Origin of the sequence: Psychrobacter sp. JCM 18901, from assembly GCF_000586435.1 — a bacterium.
Taxonomy (GTDB): domain Bacteria; phylum Pseudomonadota; class Gammaproteobacteria; order Pseudomonadales; family Moraxellaceae; genus Psychrobacter.
In genome coordinates, this window is the sequence record NZ_BAWH01000017.1 from 1 (window position 1) to 19,867 (window position 19,867).

The 19,867-nt window shown below is 43.1% G+C and carries 21 protein-coding genes, 1 tRNA gene and 5 pseudogenes; 21 read left to right on the forward strand and 6 right to left on the reverse strand.

The features are described from left to right. Positions 1 to 149 precede the first annotated feature (149 nt). The 5 genes from TT11_RS11915 to TT11_RS11935 are packed head-to-tail and all read left to right on the forward strand — an operon-like array spanning position 150 to position 2,875. Positions 150 to 401 (forward strand): hypothetical protein, encoded by a 252-nt coding sequence (locus TT11_RS11915; protein WP_261870608.1) that lies wholly within the window; start codon positions 150 to 152, stop codon positions 399 to 401. A gap of 46 nt (positions 402 to 447) precedes the next feature. Then, on the forward strand, positions 448 to 738 hold the full coding sequence (locus tag TT11_RS11920) for a hypothetical protein (RefSeq protein ID WP_261870609.1): 291 nt from the start codon (positions 448 to 450) through the stop codon (positions 736 to 738). A 41-nt stretch (positions 739 to 779) separates the two neighbouring features. Then, the gene (locus tag TT11_RS11925; protein ID WP_261870610.1) at positions 780 to 1,049 is read left to right on the forward strand and encodes a hypothetical protein; all 270 of its coding nucleotides are present in this window, start codon (positions 780 to 782) and stop codon (positions 1,047 to 1,049) included. Next, positions 1,036 to 1,518 carry a hypothetical protein gene (locus tag TT11_RS11930; RefSeq protein ID WP_261870611.1) on the forward strand — a complete coding sequence of 161 codons (483 nt, stop codon included), beginning with the start codon at positions 1,036 to 1,038 and terminating at the stop codon, positions 1,516 to 1,518. Before TT11_RS11925 ends, TT11_RS11930 begins: the two co-directional genes overlap by 14 nt. Continuing rightward, entirely contained in the window at positions 1,508 to 2,875 is a 1,368-nt protein-coding gene (locus tag TT11_RS11935; protein WP_261870612.1) for a sigma-54-dependent Fis family transcriptional regulator, read from the forward strand. Before TT11_RS11930 ends, TT11_RS11935 begins: the two co-directional genes overlap by 11 nt. A 138-nt stretch (positions 2,876 to 3,013) precedes the next feature. Here the strand turns inward: TT11_RS11935 and TT11_RS11940 are convergent, their stop codons facing one another. From TT11_RS11940 to TT11_RS11955, 4 genes and pseudogenes are all read right to left on the reverse strand, one after another. Further along, a complete protein-coding gene (locus TT11_RS11940; protein WP_227673350.1) occupies positions 3,014 to 3,334 on the reverse strand; it encodes a hypothetical protein in 321 nt (106 codons plus the stop codon). Positions 3,335 to 3,344: 10 nt separating this feature from the next. After that, a complete protein-coding gene (locus TT11_RS11945) occupies positions 3,345 to 3,638 on the reverse strand; it encodes a hypothetical protein (RefSeq protein ID WP_261870613.1) in 294 nt (97 codons plus the stop codon). Beyond that, positions 3,635 to 4,878, reverse strand: a pseudogene (locus TT11_RS17345) (Arm DNA-binding domain-containing protein). Before TT11_RS17345 ends, TT11_RS11945 begins: the two are co-directional and overlap by 4 nt. A gap of 19 nt (positions 4,879 to 4,897) precedes the next feature. Further along, complete coding sequence (locus TT11_RS11955) at positions 4,898 to 5,113, reverse strand: hypothetical protein (RefSeq protein WP_011513303.1); 216 nt, start codon at positions 5,111 to 5,113, stop codon at positions 4,898 to 4,900. Positions 5,114 to 5,309: 196 nt separating this feature from the next. On the opposite strand from TT11_RS11955, the pseudogene TT11_RS11960 reads away from it, so the two are divergent. Further along, positions 5,310 to 5,536 (forward strand): annotated as a pseudogene (locus TT11_RS11960) (helix-turn-helix domain-containing protein). Between the two features lie 425 nt (positions 5,537 to 5,961). Here TT11_RS11960 and TT11_RS11965 read toward each other — a convergent pair. After that, positions 5,962 to 6,036, reverse strand: a tRNA-Gly gene (locus TT11_RS11965). 258 nt (positions 6,037 to 6,294) lie between these two features. On the opposite strand from TT11_RS11965, the gene TT11_RS11970 reads away from it, so the two are divergent. The 5 genes and pseudogenes from TT11_RS11970 to TT11_RS11990 all read left to right on the forward strand — a co-directional run bounded on the left by TT11_RS11970 (position 6,295) and on the right by TT11_RS11990 (position 10,560). After that, entirely contained in the window at positions 6,295 to 6,447 is a 153-nt protein-coding gene (locus tag TT11_RS11970; RefSeq protein ID WP_261870614.1) for a hypothetical protein, read from the forward strand. Further along, positions 6,410 to 7,420 (forward strand): thiamine pyrophosphate-binding protein, encoded by a 1,011-nt coding sequence (locus TT11_RS11975; protein ID WP_261870615.1) that lies wholly within the window; start codon positions 6,410 to 6,412, stop codon positions 7,418 to 7,420. The genes TT11_RS11970 and TT11_RS11975 overlap by 38 nt, the downstream gene beginning before the upstream one ends. A 14-nt stretch (positions 7,421 to 7,434) precedes the next feature. Then, entirely contained in the window at positions 7,435 to 7,974 is a 540-nt protein-coding gene (locus TT11_RS11980) for a thiamine pyrophosphate-dependent enzyme (protein ID WP_261870675.1), read from the forward strand. Between the two features lie 178 nt (positions 7,975 to 8,152). Continuing rightward, positions 8,153 to 8,386: a GlpM family protein gene (locus TT11_RS11985; protein ID WP_261870616.1), complete on the forward strand. Its 234-nt coding sequence runs from the start codon at positions 8,153 to 8,155 to the stop codon at positions 8,384 to 8,386. 381 nt (positions 8,387 to 8,767) lie between these two features. Then, a pseudogene (locus TT11_RS11990) lies at positions 8,768 to 10,560 on the forward strand (potassium/proton antiporter). Between the two features lie 190 nt (positions 10,561 to 10,750). Here the strand turns inward: TT11_RS11990 and TT11_RS12000 are convergent. Further along, positions 10,751 to 11,569: a LysR family transcriptional regulator gene (locus TT11_RS12000; RefSeq protein ID WP_261870619.1), complete on the reverse strand. Its 819-nt coding sequence runs from the start codon at positions 11,567 to 11,569 to the stop codon at positions 10,751 to 10,753. Positions 11,570 to 11,846: 277 nt separating this feature from the next. Between TT11_RS12000 and speB the strand changes: the two are divergent. The 10 genes and pseudogenes from speB to TT11_RS12045 all read left to right on the forward strand — a co-directional run bounded on the left by speB (position 11,847) and on the right by TT11_RS12045 (position 19,719). Next, positions 11,847 to 12,817 (forward strand): annotated as a pseudogene (gene speB, locus TT11_RS12005) (agmatinase). A 151-nt stretch (positions 12,818 to 12,968) separates the two neighbouring features. Continuing rightward, positions 12,969 to 13,550, forward strand: a complete 582-nt coding sequence (locus TT11_RS12010; RefSeq protein WP_261870620.1) for a thiamine pyrophosphate-binding protein — start codon at positions 12,969 to 12,971, stop codon at positions 13,548 to 13,550. Positions 13,551 to 13,585: 35 nt separating this feature from the next. Beyond that, positions 13,586 to 14,689, forward strand: coding sequence for a thiamine pyrophosphate-dependent enzyme (locus tag TT11_RS12015; protein WP_261870621.1), 1,104 nt, complete (start codon positions 13,586 to 13,588; stop codon positions 14,687 to 14,689). A 106-nt stretch (positions 14,690 to 14,795) separates the two neighbouring features. Then, entirely contained in the window at positions 14,796 to 15,104 is a 309-nt protein-coding gene (locus TT11_RS12020; RefSeq protein ID WP_261870622.1) for a hypothetical protein, read from the forward strand. Between the two features lie 11 nt (positions 15,105 to 15,115). Beyond that, positions 15,116 to 16,162: a hypothetical protein gene (locus tag TT11_RS12025; RefSeq protein ID WP_261870623.1), complete on the forward strand. Its 1,047-nt coding sequence runs from the start codon at positions 15,116 to 15,118 to the stop codon at positions 16,160 to 16,162. Then, positions 16,074 to 16,461: pseudogene (locus TT11_RS12030) on the forward strand (hypothetical protein); the annotation flags it as partial. The gene TT11_RS12025 and the pseudogene TT11_RS12030, both read left to right, overlap by 89 nt. A gap of 68 nt (positions 16,462 to 16,529) precedes the next feature. Continuing rightward, on the forward strand, positions 16,530 to 16,637 hold the full coding sequence (locus tag TT11_RS17350) for a hypothetical protein (RefSeq protein WP_370587846.1): 108 nt from the start codon (positions 16,530 to 16,532) through the stop codon (positions 16,635 to 16,637). Continuing rightward, positions 16,618 to 16,923, forward strand: coding sequence for a hypothetical protein (locus TT11_RS12035; protein ID WP_261870624.1), 306 nt, complete (start codon positions 16,618 to 16,620; stop codon positions 16,921 to 16,923). The genes TT11_RS17350 and TT11_RS12035 overlap by 20 nt, the downstream gene beginning before the upstream one ends. Then, complete coding sequence (locus tag TT11_RS12040) at positions 16,916 to 18,025, forward strand: YjiH family protein (protein WP_261870625.1); 1,110 nt, start codon at positions 16,916 to 16,918, stop codon at positions 18,023 to 18,025. The genes TT11_RS12035 and TT11_RS12040 overlap by 8 nt, the downstream gene beginning before the upstream one ends. 155 nt (positions 18,026 to 18,180) lie before the next feature. Continuing rightward, on the forward strand, positions 18,181 to 19,719 hold the full coding sequence (locus TT11_RS12045; RefSeq protein WP_261870626.1) for an aldehyde dehydrogenase family protein: 1,539 nt from the start codon (positions 18,181 to 18,183) through the stop codon (positions 19,717 to 19,719). The last annotated feature ends 148 nt before the right edge of the window (positions 19,720 to 19,867 follow it).

The window sequence follows — 19,867 nt, forward strand, 5'->3', positions numbered from 1 at the left end:
AGAGAGTTTGGAATCGAGTTTGACGATTTAAATGAGTTAGCTACTTCAGCTAGTGCTGTGACCAGGTTATTGCGAAACAACCCTAGACAACTGAGTGTCAAAGATATTGAAACTATATACCAAGAAGCCTTTTAAGGAGGAAGTCTGCTATGTCTTTATGGAAGAAGCGAACAGCAGCAGGAGAAGCATCTTATTATCCACTAGGACCATTTAAAGTCCGACTACCCTTTCTACATTACCGTTTTGAGTGGCCTGATTATTTCCAAGGTCTACTCATGTGTGCTGTTGATTTAGCTGCTATTCCGCTAATGACAGAACTACTGGGTATGCCCTTTGAAGCAGCCCTTGCCATTGTGATGATCAATGGAATTTTTTTATCTACTCCATCACCTATTAGGTGATCCTGTCGTACCTGGGTGGATCACACCTGCTATACCTCTACTTATTATGTATGTATCTACTTTTCCTGAAGGAGAAAGTAGAGTCCATGCGCTCATTGCTTTTCAGATGATGCTTGGCTTATTCGCCATATTTTTAGGAGCATCAGGTGCAGCTAAGCGAGTCGTTCATCTTATTCCTAGTGCGATTAAAGCAGGTATCATTATGGGTGCCGGGCTAGCTGCAGTATCTGTGGTTTTTCAAGCAGGCGGACGGTTTGAGACTTATCCGTTTACTGTTACTATCGCTGTTGGGATAGCATTCTACTTAATTTTTTTTCGCAGCATTTTGCTAAGTTAAGAAAGTATCATTGGAGCTTTCGTTTTATTGGTAACCTTGGTGTGTTTCCTATTATTGTACTGGCAATTATTCTTGCGCCGATGTTCTCAGAAGCACCTTGGCCAGATATCCAGTGGGGTATCACAAAGCCAGACTTTGTGACAATGTTTACCGAATATACTGTATTTGGTGTAGGTCTCCCTCCAATGACAATGTATTTAACAGCTATTCCAACAGTCCTGGCTGCTTACATCGTATTATTTGGTGATGTATTACAAAGCAAATCCATATTAGAAGAAGCTGATGAAGCACGCCAAGATGAAAAAAATTGATTACGATCCGAATCGAGCACATCTGATTTTTGGCGCTCGAAATCTGGGAATGAGTATTATGGGACCAGATGTTGCAATGTGTGGTCCTTTGTGGGCGGCAATGCATGTTGTGATTGTTGAGCGATACAAGCAGGGCAGACAGGCAATGGACTCAATATTTGGGGGTGCTGGTTCTTTCCGCTGGGGGACTAATACTGGATTGTTACTATTGCCTGTAGTCAGTTTAGTACAACCAATACTAGGAATAGCATTAGCTTTAACATTATTGATTCAAGGCTATGTTAGTGTTCGAATTGGCATTCAAGAAGCGCGTTGCGATAGTGATCTAGGTATTGCTGGTGTTATTGCTGGAATACTAGTTATAAAAGGTGCCACGTGGGCATTCGCTGCTGGAGTGTTATTATGCTTCTTAATATATGGTTGGCGTTTGCGTGAAAAAAATAAAGGAGTAAAACTGAGTGTTCCTTGATGAAAATCTACAGAGGGTTATAGATGCGCTAAGTGATGGTGTCTATATCACTGATGGTAATGGTATAACAATTACTATGAACAAAGCTTATGAGCAAATGACAGGGCTACCTAAGCGGCGTTTGATCGGTTTGCATATGTCTGAAGTCGTCAAGGCGGGTTTTATTTCGCGTTCCGTTTCACTCGAAGTATTGAAAGAACTGCGTGCTATTACTATCATTCAAACAATAGGTAGTAATCATAAAATATTTGTTTCTGGTACTCCGATGTTCGATGCACAAGGTCGAATAGAGTACGTTGTCACTACAGCAAGGGATATAACAGAGCTTTTAAAAGCAAAGCATGCAGAAGAGCAGCTTGAGCAACTATTAAAACTAAGAGAGAATTACGGAACGTCAGTCGAAGAGAGTACTGCGCAAGAAAAATTTATTATTAGCCGTAATACGAAAGCTTGTTATGATTTAGCAAAAAAAGTTGCTGCAACTAGTGCCAAAATGCTTATTCAAGGTGAAACTGGTACTGGCAAAACACTATTAGCAAATACCATCCACCAGTATAGCAAGGTCTGTGACGGTCCATTTATTGAACTTAATTGCGCGGCTATGCCAGAAGGACTACTTGAAGCTGAACTTTTTGGATATATGCCGGGAGCCTTTACTGGAGCATTGATAAAAGGAAAGATTGGACTGCTTGAAGCCGCCAATAACGGCACTTTATTCTTGGATGAAATTGGTGATTTACCGCTCAGTTTGCAAGCAAAGTTACTTAAAGTAATTGCTGAAAATCGCTTTATACCTGTCGGTGGCACTGAGTTTAAAACAACAAACTTCCGCTTAATTTCCGCTACACATTATGATTTAAAAAAACTGGTAGAAGTAAAATTATTTAGAGAAGACTTACTTTATCGATTAAGTGTTGTTCCCATTTATCTACCACCGTTACGAGAAAGAAGCGATGAAGTTCGTCCATTACTAGAACATTACATTCAATACTTTAATGAAAAATATGAACTAGATTGTCATTGGCACGAAGGTGTTCTTTCACAATTAAGCAGCTATAAATGGCCCGGTAATATTCGTGAGTTGATTAACTTAACGGAAAGATTAGTAGTTACAGCTGACAAATCATTGATCACCGCTGCACAGTTACCTGTTGAATACAGTTCAAAAAAATTTTCGAAATATGATAAGTCTTCCTTGAAAGCGCAGGTGGAGGCACTAGAACAACATTTAATCAATGAAGCTATAGAAGAGTATGGCACCACAAGAGCTGCTGCTAATGCTCTTAGTATTGATCAATCTACCCTAGTTAAAAAGCAAAAACGTTGGCGTATTAATGAAAGTAAGAATATATCTTAATGTATTTCTAACAAAGCTAGGGCTTGCTATCAATTAGCGGAGATATTTCAGAACTAAATTTAAACTGTGTATAAGAGATACTAGATACAAGAAAAGGCCAGACAACTTATGCTGCCTGGCCTTTTCGATGGTTAACACTTATTTGTTTTCTTTATCTGTCCGCCATAAAGCATGCTCACATATTGCGCATAACCAACTGTCTTGTGCACGCATATAAGGAATGTCAGCAGGTACTTCGATTGGACAAGCATAACCGCAGTACTCACATACCACATCGTCTAAGTAAGCATAACACTGAGCAACTGTCTCAAAGAATACTTGAGGACTTACCTCATACTTCTCACAAAGCGTCTTCACATGTTTAATAAAGCTGCTCTGATTATCATATGCCCAGTAATCCTCACATATTTTGATATCATATGGGCTCTGCGTCATATTAGGCTGAAGTTTTATACTCATCATATTCTCCTCAGTAGCTGCCATAGTCAGAGTGCGGTAGTAGCTCATAAAGTTCGCTTTGAAGCTGACTGCGCATATCTTCCACAAAGTACCCATCCTGAGCATCCAAGCGCTTCTGCACCCACACACGCATCGCCATATCGTTATTAAAACACTGCTTCAATCCTAAGAAGCGTGCTAGGTTATGATTAGATGAAATATACAACTCACGTATCAATGCATTAGCGATAAGGTTTGCATCCTCACTGATTGCACCGTCAGGTTTAAACTCACCAAACAGCTGCTCATAATTGATGATTTTCATTGTGACGTCTCCTTGTCAGTTTGTGCATTCGTGATTAGTGCTTCAGTGTCAGAGCTATTCGATGCACTGGTTAGCTTCTCCTTGCTCGCCAGTAGCAAGTTATCCATCGCTGAGCCATCTTGACGAGTGATATCAGGTACATAACGGCTATATACTCGAAACAGCATCTCTGTACTGCTATGGCCCATCTGACGTGCTATCCACTCAGGGTTCTCACCAGCAGCGAGCCAAAGCGTGGCTGCCGTGTGCCGAGTTTGATAAGCCCGCCGATGTTTAAGACCGAGTAGGGCAAGCGTGGGTTTCCATACCCGCCGGTTCACATTACGGTACTCCATCGGATTGCCCTGTGAATTGCAAAACACGAACTCTGACTTGCCATAGGTGCGTGCCTTCTGCTCCAGTAGGGCGTCATATACTAACTGTGACATAGCAATATCACGTTGTGAGCCTAATGTCTTAGTCGGACCCATCTCACCATTAACTAATGCCTCTCTTATACTAATCTCACGGCGATCAAAATTAATGCAATCCCACTTCAGCCATCAATCTCACTGGTACGCATTCCTGTAAAGAAGCGAATAGTGTAGTAGCTTATAATCAGCTCGAACATGCTTTAAAATCAGCCATACCTCACTCAATGTAAACGGGTTTACATCCGGACGAGCTTGTTTGAGATTCTTAATATTTTTATAAGGCATCTCAAACTCATGGCGATCTGATGCTTCTTCTAGTATCATACGAAGAAGTATCATGATCTGGTTGATCCGTGCTACTGACAGACTTGACTGACCATCTTTACCGTAACAAACTTTGGCGAGGGAGCTACGGAAGGTCAGCAAGTCTGGTTTTTTTATGGCATGTACCGCTTTACCACCAAACTCAGGTAATAAATACTTATTCAAAATAATCTTTATTTTTTTGCCGATAGCTCGGTCGCCATTCAATCTTCCTCTCCTCATACCAAATATCGACAAACTGCTCAAAGGTCGGATTACGACTGATACAAGCTTCGGCTCTATCAGCCAATGCCGTCATCTCCTGGGCTCGTTCACTCTTTGGGAAGTAAGCAGCATAGTCAAAGATGCCTAAAGTTATTTCTGCTTCCATTTTTTTCATGACTTGCGCTAATTTTTTTACGATTAGCTGGGTTGTCTTCTAAACTGGTCTTTTCTCGACAGCGCTTACCTAAGTAGCGGAAGTCAACGACCAGCTTACCAAACCGTCCTCGCATAGTAGCCATAGTAAATCTCCTTATTTTTTTATTGAAGTGCCATACCGTTGATAGCGCTCATAACCGGCTTGCACATGTCTTCCTCGATACGCTCCCATACGTACAAAATCTTACGACCACCAAAAGGGCGTATGTAGTGAATGTTTTCAATCAAAACGGTATCTTTCATTTGATTGCGGATAGTACGTGCGTCGTACTTGATGCGTTCGGCTAACTCATCAGTTGTTAAATAAGTATTACTCATGGTGTTTACCTCTTTTCAGTTATTAAGTCATTGCATTAAGTGATAGAATAAAAATTATTTTATCAACCTGTAAAAATGCATCTTGAAGGAATCAGTTATAATTTACCCGCTTAAAGGTAATTAGTAACCGATTTGTGTAATATATTACCTTTTTACTGCAATGTAAAGCATTTTTACCCGAAAAGAGGTAATTTTTATGATTGTGTCTAAACTTCCTGTTATTTTGGCAGAGAAAAAAAATTGCGTGTAGCGGATGTTGTAAGAGCAACAGGTATGAGTAAATCAACCCTTCATAAGCTATACAATGAAGAGTCATCAAGAATTGACTTCAATACCATCGACCAGTTATGTGAGTTTTTAGATGTGCAGGTGGGTGACTTATTTATTTATAAGCCAAATAATAAAGATGATGAAGAGTCTTGAGGATCTACAAAATTGAAAAAGATGCGCAGAGGAATAAGTGGTAAAGCCTTATATATGACGTTTCAAGGCCTAAAATTAAGGTTGGGGTTATTTTTAAAACTTACTTTTTCATGATTTGGTCACGTTTTGGTCACGCTATGAGCTCAACATACAAAAGCAGTAAAAAAGGAAAAGCGATGTTAAGAAAATATTTCTTAGCATCGCTTTTTATAAAGATAAGAATAATAAGTTGGGTTCAATTACGAAATCAGTGTTTATAGCGTGGGCACGAAATGGTCACGTTTTGGTCACGGTGCTGATTTTTGAGCTTTTAATATGTTAGATAAACTTAGCAATTAGACTGAATAGCTCATGCTGAAAAACGCTATAGCCCTTAAAAATAGGACAAAAAAAGCCTCACTGTTAAGTGAGGCTTTTTAAGTATTTGGAGCGGGAAAAGAGATTCGAACTCTCGACCCCAACCTTGGCAAGGTTATGCTCTACCACTGAGCTATTCCCGCTAATTATCAATTAACTATCGTCAGTTGATGAAGGCGTATTATACGCAGTTTTTTAGGTGTCAACACCTATGACGAAAAAAATTAAAGTTATTAAAATAGGCGTGTCTTCTGGTCATAGATATATGTTATAACGGTTTATTATAATATGTATTCCAAAAGCTTTGTAGTACATAAATAAGCTGGGACGCACTTTATAATTTAATCGTAATCACATTCACAATTATCAATACTTACAAAGATAAGTCATAAGGATAAAAAATGAGTCAACAATATACCATCGCTGATTATTTGTTTGATCGTATCGCAGAAGCGGGCGCATCTGAGATATTTGGCGTACCTGGTGATTTCAATTTAACTTTTTTGGATAACGTTCTTGCTTCTGACAAGCTACGCTGTAGGCAACACAAATGAGCTAAATGCTGGCTATGCTGCCGATGGCTATGCACGCGAGCGTGGATTTGCCGCTATGGTAACGACCTTTGGCGTGGGCGAGCTGTCAGCTATTAACGCAACTGCAGGTTCTTTTGCTGAGTACGCGCCGGTATTGCATATCGTCGGTGCACCAAGCACAGCCTTACAAGACTCAAAGCGCCGTATTCATCATTCGCTTGGTGATGGTGTATTCAATCATTTTATTAAGATGGTTGAGCCTGTGACGGTAGCACGAGCGCAGCTTACCCCTGAAAATGCTGCTTCAGAAATTGATAGAGTGATTCGCTTGATTCTCAAAAAGCATCGCCCAGGTTACTTACTATTATCACCAGACGTTGCTCGTCAGCCTATCTATCCACCAACAACCAAGTTGATCGATAGCCAAGAAGACATTACTAGCCAAGCGGCATTATCAGATTTTAAGCAAGCACTAACCGAGTTTTTGCCAAATAAGACAACAACACTAATGGCAGATTTGATGGTGCATCGTTTAGGCTTACAGTCACAGCTCAAGGCACTGATCGCTGATACCGATATTCCTTATACCACGCTATCTTGGGGCAAGACGCTACTTGATGAAAATAGCGATCGTTGGGCAGGCACTTATGCGGGTGTTGCTTCGCGTCCAATTGTGAAAGATGCGGTAGAAAACTGCGAATGCCTCATCAAAGTAGGGGTGCAATATACTGATACTACTACCGCAGGGTTTAGCCAAGATATCAATGAAGATGTGGTCGTAGATTTACATTATGAGCGTGCTTCTATCAGTGGTAAGAACTTTGCACCGATTGCGCTAAAAGATGCGTTGCAAGCCCTACATGAAGTGATGACCTCTGGCATTAACATCGTGCCAAAACCTTTCTGTGAAGAAGTTAAGCCGCACCAACAAAAAGGCAAAGATAGTGAGCTATCCGCCAAGATGATTTATGGCATATTATCGCTGACCGCTTAGATCACAATAATTTGGTGTTTTCTGAACAAGGGACGGCCTATTTTGGTATCAGTGACGTGCGTCTGCCAGAAGGGGTGACGTCATATGGGCAGCCGATGTGGGGATCAATTGGCTACACGTTACCTGCCAGCTTGGGCGCCGCAATCGCATCGCCAGATAAACGCAGTGTGTTATTAATTGGTGACGGTTCAGCATTGCTAACGATCCAAGAGCTAGCGGTCATGATTCAAGAACGCATCAATCCTGTGATCGTCTTAATCAACAATGATGGCTATACGGTAGAGCGCGCGATTCATGGTGAAAACCAATACTATAATGATATTCCTAAATGCGATTGGCAAATCATGCCGCGAGCGTTTGGCGCGACAGAAGCGAATAGCCTATTACTCAAAGCAGAGACAGCAGGCGAGCTAAAATCTGCTTTCGACAAAGCTGCTGCGACTACCGATAAGCTTATAATGATTGAGGTGATCGCAGACAAGCATGATATTCCGCCATTGCTAGCAGACATCAGCGCGGCATTAAAGCCAAAAAAAGGATTAAGCAATTCGTAGAAGCTTACTGAATAAAAGGAACAGCCCCATTTAGCAACTTAGCTAAGTGGGGTTTTTTGCATTTTTTATCATACGGATTAATTAATCAGCGATTGCTCTTATGTCAGTTTGCAGACTTTAGTATCATAGCGGATTGGGCTACGTTCAGCCTTTATAGTCAACAGGAGATGGACCCGTCGTGATTTGGTTAAAAATGCTTATCGGCGCATTGATGGTACTGGCGATTCAAATGTTCGCCCAAACCCGATTTTTCTATTTGGCGGCGCTCGCGCCACTATTCCCCACTTTTACGTTAATCAGTCACTTTATTGTTGGTACTGAGCGCAGTCCCGCTGATTTAAAGGTCGCGTTGATATTTAGTATGCTTGGTGTCATACCGCATTTGATTTATACCTTTGTGGTGTTTTTTTAGCATCAGTTATATGAGTTTATACAAGGCATTGCTATTAGGTGTGGTCGCTTGGACGGTTGCGGCTGCGATTCTGGTACTGACATGGCAGTACATTCAAGGTTAAGTAATATTAAGACGTAAACTCTTTTAGCACAGCAGTGGCATTTTGTGGGCTTCACTTTAATATTCGAGCGTTTTTCATTGAAGTATTTTTGTTGATTTGGTATTGGCTGCTAGTTCTGATGGTGATGCTAATATCATCATAAATAATTGTCATTCATATTTTGAATAACGACCGCTTATGATAGGCTCACTGGTGTAATATCTACTAACAGCAAGATAACGAAAACCCCATCGCAATCAATTACTATTCTTAATAATAAAAAATAGGGCTCGAAAAAAATGGATACCTTAAATATCCTGTATCTCGTAGGCGCAGTATTAATTTTCGCCAGTATCATGGCGAGTACACTATCGGCGCGCTTAGGCGTACCATTGTTGTTGCTGTTTTTGATAGTGGGTATGTTGGCAGGCGAGCAGGGTATCTTGGGTATTGAGTTCTCTCAGTATGCGCTAGCCAATTTCGTAGGGCAGGCCGCCTTAGCTTGTATCTTGCTAGATGGTGGTTTACGTACGTCTTTTAAATCGTTTCGAGTAGGGCTAAAACCTGCGATTACGCTGGCCACGTGGGGTGTGTTGGTCACGGTCATGGTGCTAGGTGTATTTGTCACTTGGCTACTTGATGTCGATTGGCGCTTTGGTTTACTGATGGCAGCGATTGTCGGCTCAACCGATGCAGCAGCGGTATTTTCTCTATTACGTAATGGCGGCGTCAAGCTTAACGACCGTGTACAAGCAACGCTTGAACTTGAGTCTGGTGCCAACGATCCCTTGGCTATTTTATTAGTTACTGGTTTGATTGCGCTAAATGTTGATCCTGATGGTCAGAAAGTATTTGGCTTTTTAGTTTTATTGCTACAGCAGCTGAGCTTTGGGCTAGGTATGGGCTTATTGTTCGGTTATTTCTTATCCCGATTATTGCCCAAGGTACATTTAGCAGAAGGCATGTACGCTATTTTGATTCTCTCTGCTGGCTTGGCTGTGTTCGCCGCGACCAATCTCATTGGCGGCAGTGGATTTTTGGCGGTATACCTCACTGGTGTGTTAATCGGCAACCACAAGGTGCGCTCGACAGAGCATGTCATGCGAGTGATGGACAGCTTTGCTTGGCTGTCGCAGGCCGTGCTGTTTGTGGTATTGGGACTATTGGTCACTCCGTCAAACGTCCTCAATGTCTGGCATTATTCGGTTGCAATCGCGCTCTTTATGATCTTTGTGGCGCGTCCTATTGCCGTCTATACCAGTGTCAAACCATTCAAATTTAAAGACAGAGAGATTGGGTTTATCTCTTGGGTTGGTTTGCGCGGTGCAGTGCCTATTACCTTGGCAATTTTACCGGTCATGGCTGGTATAGATAATGCCTTTATGCTGTTTGATATTGCCTTTGGCGTCGTGGTTCTGTCGTTGATTTTGCAAGGCACAACCATCCCGACGATGGCCAATCTGTTTAAGGTACGTATTCCAACCAATAAAGATCCCAAAGAAGAGCATGAGGTCTGGGTGTCGGATAAGGCCAGTATCACGCTGTATGAGTTTGAGGCAAAGTCGGGCGCATTTGCCATTGGGCGTCATCCTATGGGTATCTCCAAAGGTATCAATCCAGATGAAATCAGTGTCTTTGCGCTAGTCCGTAATCAGCAAATCGTAGTAGTCGATGACAATACAAAGCTAAAATTCGGCGACAGTGTCTGGTATGCGATGAGAGGTAATCACGCGAGCAAAATCGCCAAGATTTTCAATGACACGACACTAGATCGCAAAGCTATCGATGATTTCTATGGCGATTGGTTGCTATCACCGAGTGTTAAGCTTGGAGACTTGCCGTTTTTTTACAGGAATTATGGCGTCTGAGACATTGGTAAAAACACTCAAAACGTCTGATGAAGACAGCGCAAAAAAACATGTGGGAACAGACGGTGGCCGAATACGTGAAATCACACTTAGGTACTGCGCCAGTGTCGGGCGATACTGTTGTGATAAGCGATGAATGGTCATTGGTTATTAAAGAAGTCGATGACAAAGGCAAGCTAAGAACCATTGGCCTAAAGTACCAAGACCAAACAGCGACCGCCTAAAATTTTGTCGCAAATTTTTAATGGCTAATTATCAGAATAGTAAGATAAGGCTTAAGTTTTGAAGGCATTACTTTCAAGACAATGCACCAGCTACTAGAACTCTATGATTAAGAAACACTGAGAGTCCGAGTAGCAAAATCTGCTGATAAATTAGGCTTTAGAGTAATTCTCTGACAACAAATTTATCATTTTATTCAAAAAAATCTGCCACATGTTTGTGTAGGTTTTCTCGGTATGCCCAGTGATGCTTCACTTCATAGCTTGCCTCATCAGGCAGTAGTATTTTCATCAGCCCCATCTCTTCATAGCGCATTGCTAGATCACGTGGCAAATAACCCACATGATGACCTGCTAGGATAAGCTGTGCGGTGGCTTCCATCTGATAAGTAGTCGCGCTCAGTATCTTTGGGCGAATATGATTGATACTGACATCAGTAATATAACCTCGTTTCACCCAATGATGGTCTTGCTCTAATTCCTCAAATGTTAGCTTGTTAGGCTCATGAAACGAGCGATGCTCACGCCCGCAGCAGACGACTTGCGTTTCAATAAAAGCAGGTTGAAAGGTCAATAGCGGTGGAAAGCTGCCAAAATAACCCACGCCAATGTCACTCTCGTTACTTAAGAGCTTTTCTAACATGCTCTCAGGGCTTTGTACGTCGATAGAAAAGTGTATTAACGGGTTATTACGGTAGCTGTTGGCTAGACGTTGTCTAAGTGCATCATAAAAAAACTTGGGCATCTGATCAATCAAGCAAAGCCTGATGTGTCCGCCATGAACTGAGTCTAATTGTTTAATGTAATGCAGCTGATGTTGAAAGTTGGCGACTGATTCGGTAAAGCCCAAACAAGCCTCGTAAACAGCGGCACCGTCCTCTGTGAGCTTAAATCCTGCTCGACCACGATGGCACAGCGTCATTCCCAAACGGTCTTCTAAGTGGGTTAAGTGCCCACTGATCACAGAAGTAGTGACATTCAAGCGTGACTGGGCGGCCGTCACGCTTGGCACTCTACGATAGCCATAAAGCTGCGTAGTGTTTTGATGTCTATCTTTATCAGTTCATCCAATATCAAAAGCGGCTCCTCGTTTATTAAATCAATATCATCTTTCTTTCAGTCGATACAGCCTTTCATAAACTTCTGATAGTGACCTATAAGCGCACTTTACTACGAAAAAATAGAAGTTTACTTCTAAATTTTACCATGGTTCCTTCTCTTATATTTATGTATTGTCAATGGCATGTAGCAAATTGTGTACTAAACCAAATAGAACAAGGAAGTAACTTATGACATTCAATCAACCATTAAGCGGCAACGATATGCCAAGATTTGGCGGTTTCGCTTCTATGATGCGTCTGCCAACTCAGGCTGATGCTGAAGGGTTAGATGTGGCGTTCGTTGGCGTACCTTTAGATATTGGTGCATCCAACCGTAGCGGTGCAAGATTGGGTCCTAGGCAGATTCGTGATGAGTCAAGAATGATTCGTCCCTATAATGTGGCCACTCGCGCTGCGCCTTTTGAGTCATTACAAGTCGCTGACATCGGCGATGTGCCTATCAATACCTTCAACCTGCTAAAAAGCGTTGATATCATCGAAAAATTCTATACCGATAAAATCGTCAAACACGGTGCGATTCCTCTAACACTAGGCGGCGATCATACTATCGCGTTGCCTATCCTACGTGCACTTGCCAAAAAAACATGGTCCTGTCGGTATGGTGCATATCGATGCTCATGCTGATATCAATGATGATATGTTTGGTGAAAAAAAATTGCGCACGGTACGCCGTTCCGCCGCGCTGTCGAAGAAAACCTCATTGATGGTAACCGCGTCGTACAGATTGGCTTACGCGGTACAGGCTATAGTGCCGAAGAGTTTGACTGGTCAACTGAACAGGGATTCCGCGTGGTACCTGCTGAGGAGTGCTGGTATAAGTCGCTAACACCGCTCATGGCTGAAGTACGTGAAAAGCTAGGTGATGGTCCTGTCTATTTGAGCTTTGATATCGACGGTATTGATCCTGCATTTGCCCCAGGTACGGTACTGCTGAAATCGGCGGCTTGACCTCTACTCAAGGTATCGAAATCATTCGCGGTATGCGTGGCCTAGACGTGGTAGGTGGGGACTTAGTTGAAGTATCACCACCGTATGATCCATTCGGTAATACCTCGGTATTGGCGGCGAATTTATTGTTTGAGATGCTATGTATCCTGCCGGGCGTACGCTATGACGACAAGGTTAAGGCGGTTTACTAATCACCATCAATGATTACCTTTATAATGAGCAACCTTTGCAGCCAGTAATTAGTGACTAATAATCGGTATGAAAGAAAAAAATACAAAGGTTGTTTTGAGGTATTGATAACTATCTGAATATTCAGCGAAATTTTTTTAGGATGACTGACCCATGACCCAATTGACGCAAACGCCTTCTTCTTTGTCTGACACATCATCATTGACCTGCGGTGAGCTATTGGTGCAGTGGCTAGATTATTATGGTGTAGAGACCGTTTTTGGTATCCCTGGTGTACACACGGTAGAGCTGTATCGCGGTCTGCCAAATACCAATATTCGTCATGTGACACCGCGTCATGAACAAGGCGCTGGGTTTATGGCGGATGGCTACTACCGCGCCTCTGGCAAAATCGGTGTGTGCTTTATCATCACAGGCCCTGGCATGACCAATATTATGACGGCGATGGCGCAAGCATTGGCAGATTCAATACCGATGTTGGTGATATCTAGCGTGAATAAGGTCAAAGACACTGGCAGCGGCGAAGGGCATTTACATGAGCTGCATGATCAGCAGGGCATGGTCAGCAAAGTGGCACTCACTAGTAAAACTATCTGGCAGCCTGAATCGCTACCAAAAGTCATCGCAGAAGCTTTTGCTTTATTTAATGGTGCACGTCCCGGACCAGTTCATATTCAATTGCCAATTGATGTCATCACCGCTGATGCCAGTCATGTCGCTAGACGCCTAATTTAAATGCTGTAGCAAATAGCCAAGCTGGTACAAACAGCTTGAGCCTACCACAGGTCACAAGACCACTGCCGAATCCTACGCAATTAGACCTAATCATACAGTCATTACAAACCGCTAAAAACCCTGTAATACTTTATGGCGGCGGCTGTGTCGATGTCGGCCACGATGCACAACGATTGGCAGAACTGATAGATGCACCAACATTTTTGACAATTAATGCCAAAGGTCTACTACCACCTGGTCATCCATTAAGTTTGGGTAGTAATCAGTCATTAGACGCAGGCCGAGCCGTAATTACCGAGGCCGACTGGGTGTTAGCGATTGGTACTGAGCTTGGTGAGACTGACTATGATGTGTTCTTTAATGGTGAGTTTAAGATAAATGGCACGCTGGTACGTATCGACTGTGATGCTCAGCAGTTGCAGCGTCCATTTAGAGCAGATATCGCGGTACTGTCCGACGCACAAATGGCGATTAGGGGTTTGTGTAGTCGCTTAGAGGGTCAGACATTCGATCATCAAGCACTGTCACGTGTCAATGAGGCCAAACAAGCCATCTTGAAGGATGTAACGACAGACTTTGCGGGTCAAAATGCATTACTAAAGCTGATTAGAGACGAGGTAGAAGACGTCATTTTCGTTGGTGACTCAACGCAACCTGTCTATAGCGGTAACCTTGGTCTTGAAGCCTTAGCGACGCGTAAATGGTTTAACTCATCGACGGGTTTTGGCACATTAGGCTATGGTTTGCCTGCTGCTATTGGGGCCATGGTTGGCTCCAATCTACCTGTCGTCAGCCTGATGGGTGATGGCGGTATTCAATTTACGATTGCCGAGCTTATCTGCGCGGCCGAGCTTGAGCTACCATTGATCGTTTTGCTATGGAACAACCAAGGCTACGGTGAGATTCGTCGTTACATGGAAGAGGGCGGTCTACCATTGATTGGCGTCAATATCAAAACGCCAAACTTTGAGCCACTAGCAGCAGGGTTTGGCGCTGGCTATCGTAGAATTACTGATAGGCAGCAATTGCTAGACGCATTAAAGAAAGACACGAAGGGTAAACAACCAATCATTTATGAGATTGATGAAGCAGATGACTTTCTAAAAGAAATGGCTGAGACAGTGACTTATTTTAGTTAAAGTAATACTGGCGCTAATGCCACTGATAATCACGGAGACCGATAGTCACAGTTCTAAAAAAACGACAAAAAAATGACAAACGCTGGTTACGCAAGGAAGCATGTGCATGACGCCGAATGCTAGAGAAATGTCAGAAAGTATACATGAGCAAATGCCGCGTTTGTTGACGGAGCTTGCTGCTGTCGTTGGTACGACCAATGTATTGACAAAACCTAGCCAACAGCAGTCTTATGTGCAAGGTGCGCTTGAGGCTGTCACAGACGCTACCGTAGCAGTTGTGATACCGCACTCTCTTGTGGCACTATGGCGCGTCATTAATATCTGTGCCGCTTTTGATGTGATTATCATTGCTCAAGCGGCCAATACAGGCCTAACAGGTGCTCAACTCCGAATGGAGATTATGACAGGCCGCTAGTCGTAATCTCTATGCAGTTACTAGCCGGTGTGCATTTACTTAATGAGGCAGCAGAGCTGGTTGCTTTGCCAGCCGCTACTTTGCAGCAATTAGAGTCTACCCTTGCGCCATTAGGGCGTGAGCCGCATTCAGTATTGGGCTCTAGTTGTGTTGGCGCATCAGTGATAGGCGGCATCTGCAACAGCTCAGGCGGGATGCTAGTGCAGCGTGGACCTGCCTATACTGAGATGGCGTTATTTGCCAGACGCAATACCTCAGGAGCGTTTGAGTTAATCAATCATCTAGGACTGGATTTGGGCACACAGCCAGAGGAAATGCTAGAGAACCTGCAAGCTGGTACATTTAGCGAAGCATTAGATAGCAAGAGCAACAGTAAAGTTTGCACTAACCATCATTATCAACACAAAGTCCGTGATTGTGAGGCAGAGACACCTGCTAGATTTAACAATGATCCTAACGGCCTGTACGAAGCGTCTGGCTCAGCTGGCAAGGTCATTGTATTTGCGGTGAGGGTAGCGACCTTTGCCAAGCTCAAACACGAGCAAACATTTTATTTCTCGACCAACGACACTGATACCTTGTCCACACTCAGAAAACAATGGTTAAAAAGCGAGTTGAAACTGCCTGTTTTGGCTGAGTATATGCACAAAGACTATAACGACATCACGATGCACTATGGTCGAGACACTTGTCTGAGTATGCGTAAGCTCTCTGCTAGCAAGATAGGGGCGCTGTATCGACTACAAGCAAAGATTGGCTATTATCTGGATAAGTGGCATCTCCCAAAGACGCTGCCAGATCGGATATTACAGATGACATCTAGGTTTATGCCGCCGTCATTACCAGCCACTTTGACTGCGCAGGCACTCTCATATAAATACCATTTGATTATCAAAGTCGCAGATGGTTTTGATAACGACTCTGATAATGGCACCAATAAAAATTCAGATAAAGATTCTAATAAAAATGATGGCAACAATATCGCTGCTGCGCAGAATTTTTTTGCAAAACCATCTAAAGCATTATCAAGGTGCGCTGCATGTATGTACACAGCTTGAATCGCAATCATTATTGGTATTTCGCAGTGCCGCGACCGCTGCTATGTTCCGTTATTACAATTTAAATCAAGACAAATTTGGCGAGCTGCTATCGACCGATATTGCCTTACCTAGAAATGCCGTAGATTGGGACGAGACTCTACCTGAACACTTACAAGAACAAGTCAGTAAAACCTTTTATCTGGGGCATTTTTTTCTGTCATGTCATGCACCAAGACTATTTATTAAAACCTAAGACCAATGCCAAGCAATTCAAGGAAGACCTGCTGGCATTTTATGACCAACGTCATATTGAGTATCCTGCTGAGCACAATGTGGGGCATGTGTATCCTGCTAAAACTGAGCTACATTATTTTTATAAAAAAAACTGGATCCAACCAATTCGCTCAACCCAGGTATTGGTCAGACAGAGAAATGGAAAAACTGGCAATCATCGCCCATCAAGGAGAAGTTAAATGACGAGTTATATGGATAAGTCGCAGCAGCCGATTTTAGGGAATAATACGGTCGATCCAGAAACGCCAAAAGCAGGTCAGTGGCGAGCAGCAATGTGGAAGTTTTTGTTGTTTTCAGCATTGGGTATTGCGTTATTTATCATACCGTTTGAGTGGGATGGTAAAGTCACGATTTTATTAGGTGTATTGACCGATACGCTACAATCTGCCTTAGGTGGTTTGGTGACCTATATCACGATGGCGCTCGTGACGATATCCTTTTTTTGGTGCGCTAGCCGTCAAAGCGTTAAAGCCCAATTTGCATGAAGATTCACTGGTAAAAAAGCTTTTTGATGTTGAGTGGTTTTGGCTTGCTATCCGGTTTTTAGGTATGGCATTTGTCTGGATGATTTTTCTACAAGTTGGCCCTGAGTTTATTATCAATCGGAATACGGGCGGTGTCATTTTTGAAGATTTGATTCCTGTTTTGATTCCGTTGTTCTTCTTTGCCATTTTATCGCTACCATTTTTGACTGATTTCGGCTTGATGGAGTTTTTGGGTACCTTAGCCAGTAAAGTATTTATCAAGCTTTTTAAACTGCCTGGTCGTTCTGCTGTCGATGCAATGTCTTCTTGGTTTGGCGCAGCGTCTATCGGCCTGCTAGTCACTATGCAAGAGTATGACAAAAGCTTCTACAGCCAGCGTGAAGCCGCCATTATCGCGACCACATTTTCCGTCACTTCTATCGCCTTTACCTATGTGGTTGCCAAAACCATCGGCGTAGACAATAACTTCGTTTTCTTTTATCTAACCATTGCGCTAACTGGTTTCATCGCTGCGATTATCATGCCGCGTATACCACCATTGTCACTTAAGCCTGATACGTATCATTCTGGCAAAAGCATGCTAGATGAAGGCATTCCTGCAGAATATACAACGTACCAGTGGGCGGTCAATCGTGCCGTCACTCGCGCGCATTCTATGCCTAGCTTAGGTAAAGTGTTCAAACGCAGCGTACACAATCTGTTTGATATCTATTTGGGACTAATTCCAGTAACCTTCGCTATCGGTACGATTGGCCTTGGTTTAGCAGAGTACACGCCTGTCTTTAATTGGATTGCGACACCGCTTGTACCAGTACTTGAATGGTTGCAGATTCCAGAAGCGGCAAAAGCTGCACCTGCCATGATTATGGGCTTTGCAGATATGTACTTGCCAGCATTGGTTGGCAAAAGCATTGAAAGTGAGATGACACGATTCATCGTTGGAGCTGCCTCAATCACTCAGATTATCTATATGTCTGAAGTCGGTGCGCTGATTTTGAAATCAAATATTAAGCTAAATGTATTAGAGCTATTTTTAATCTTTATCCTTCGTACGCTTATTAGTTTGGTAGTCATCACATCAGTGGCGCATCTACTGTATTAGTGGCGTGTCTAGTATTCACAAGGCATCTAGCCTGAAAGTAATATGCAAATGGTCGGTTTTTCTGTAGTCAGTTAAACCGACCATTTAGCCAGTTACATTACGGACGTTACGCACATAAAGACAATTTGATCAAAAATATAAGGCGATTGACCATTATGGAAATGCTGAACTCTACAGATTTAACCAGAGAAACTGCCATACAAACGGCTCAAAACGAAGTTGTATTAAATGCCGCTTATATCAATGGTGACTGGGTTACGATTGAAGCGCTCGTGACCGATTCTGGTGATGCAAGCTTTGATAATACAAATAACCATGCGTTGTATGATCCAAATTCAGGCGAGGTGATTGCAACGACGCGCTTATGTACCAGCGCCCATGTAGAGCAGGCAGTCGAAGCGGCTGATGAAGCCTTTGCTAGCTGGTCACAGACTAGTGTAAGTGAGCGTGCCCGCTATCTAAATGCAATTGCGGAGTCTATGGAGCAGCAATTCGATAAGTTGGTTGGACTGTCTGTATTAAACAACGGCAAACCAATTGAAGAGGCGAAGATAGACGTAGGGGACGCCATTGCCTGCTATCGCTACTATGCCAATCTCATCACAGAGCAGGCAACATGGTCTAAGGTATCAACGCTTGAATCGGGTATTCGTTTGTTAAAGACATACTCGCCAGTGGGTGTTTGTGCGCTGATTACCCCTTGGAATTTTCCAATGGTGACGACTTCTTGGAAGCTGGCACCTGCGCTAGCGGCAGGTTGTACCGTGCTATTGAAACCGTCTGAATTGACATTATTACCAGAGCTTATGCTAGGTAATATCCTATCGGAAATTGGCTTGCCAAAAGGGGTGGTTAATATCTTACCAGGTGCTGCCGAAGTGGGCACTGCTATGACCAGTCATCCACTGATTGACAAAGTATCGTTTACTGGTAGTAATATAGTCGGTGAAAAGGTGATGGCTCAAGCAGCAAAAGGCATCAAAGACATTAGCCTAGAGTTGGGTGGTAAGTCTGCCATCGTGGTCTGCGCAGATGCTGATATTGACTACGCTTGCGATTTAATCATTGGCGGTATATTTACCAATGCAGGTCAGATATGCTCGGCCACGTCGCGTTTGGTTGTCCATCAAGACATCGCTGAACAGCTTTTTGAGACGTTAAAAGTAAAAACGGAAAGTTTGCAAATAGGTGATGGTTTCGCGACAGAGACGCAAATGGGTCCATTGGTGAGCGAGCAGCAGCTGAATCAAGTTAAGAAGTTCTTTGATATTGCCGCTGACGAACATCTTGCTTGTTTGACTGGTGGCGAGATAGTTACTGGTTCAGGATATTTTGCAACCCCAACGATTTATACAGACGTACCAACGACCAGCCAATTATGGATGGAGGAAGTGTTTGGGCCTGTATTAGTCAGTACAACCTTTATCGACAATGCAGAGGCTATTCGCCTAGCTAATGATAGCAAGTTTGCTCTAGCAGCTACCATCGTGAGCGCCGATGAGACTGCTGCGCTTGAGATGTCGCTACAAATAAAAGCCGGGCATATCTGGGTTAACGAGCAACAAATCGTACTGCCAGAAGCAGGATGGGGCGGATTTAAGCAAAGCGGTATCGGCCGTGAGTTGGGCGGTGATGGTTTGTCCGCTTATCAGAAGAGCAAACACGTATTACTGACCGATCAATTGGATTTTTAACTAGATTATCACTAGCCACTGTAGAGACCATTTACTAGCTATCAGCATGACTGTTGAATTATTGTAGAGTGATTGCTGATAGCTAAGTCGCGCCCTAGCATTACGTTTGTTTACCAGACCGTTTCTTATATTAACTTTACTGTCGCAC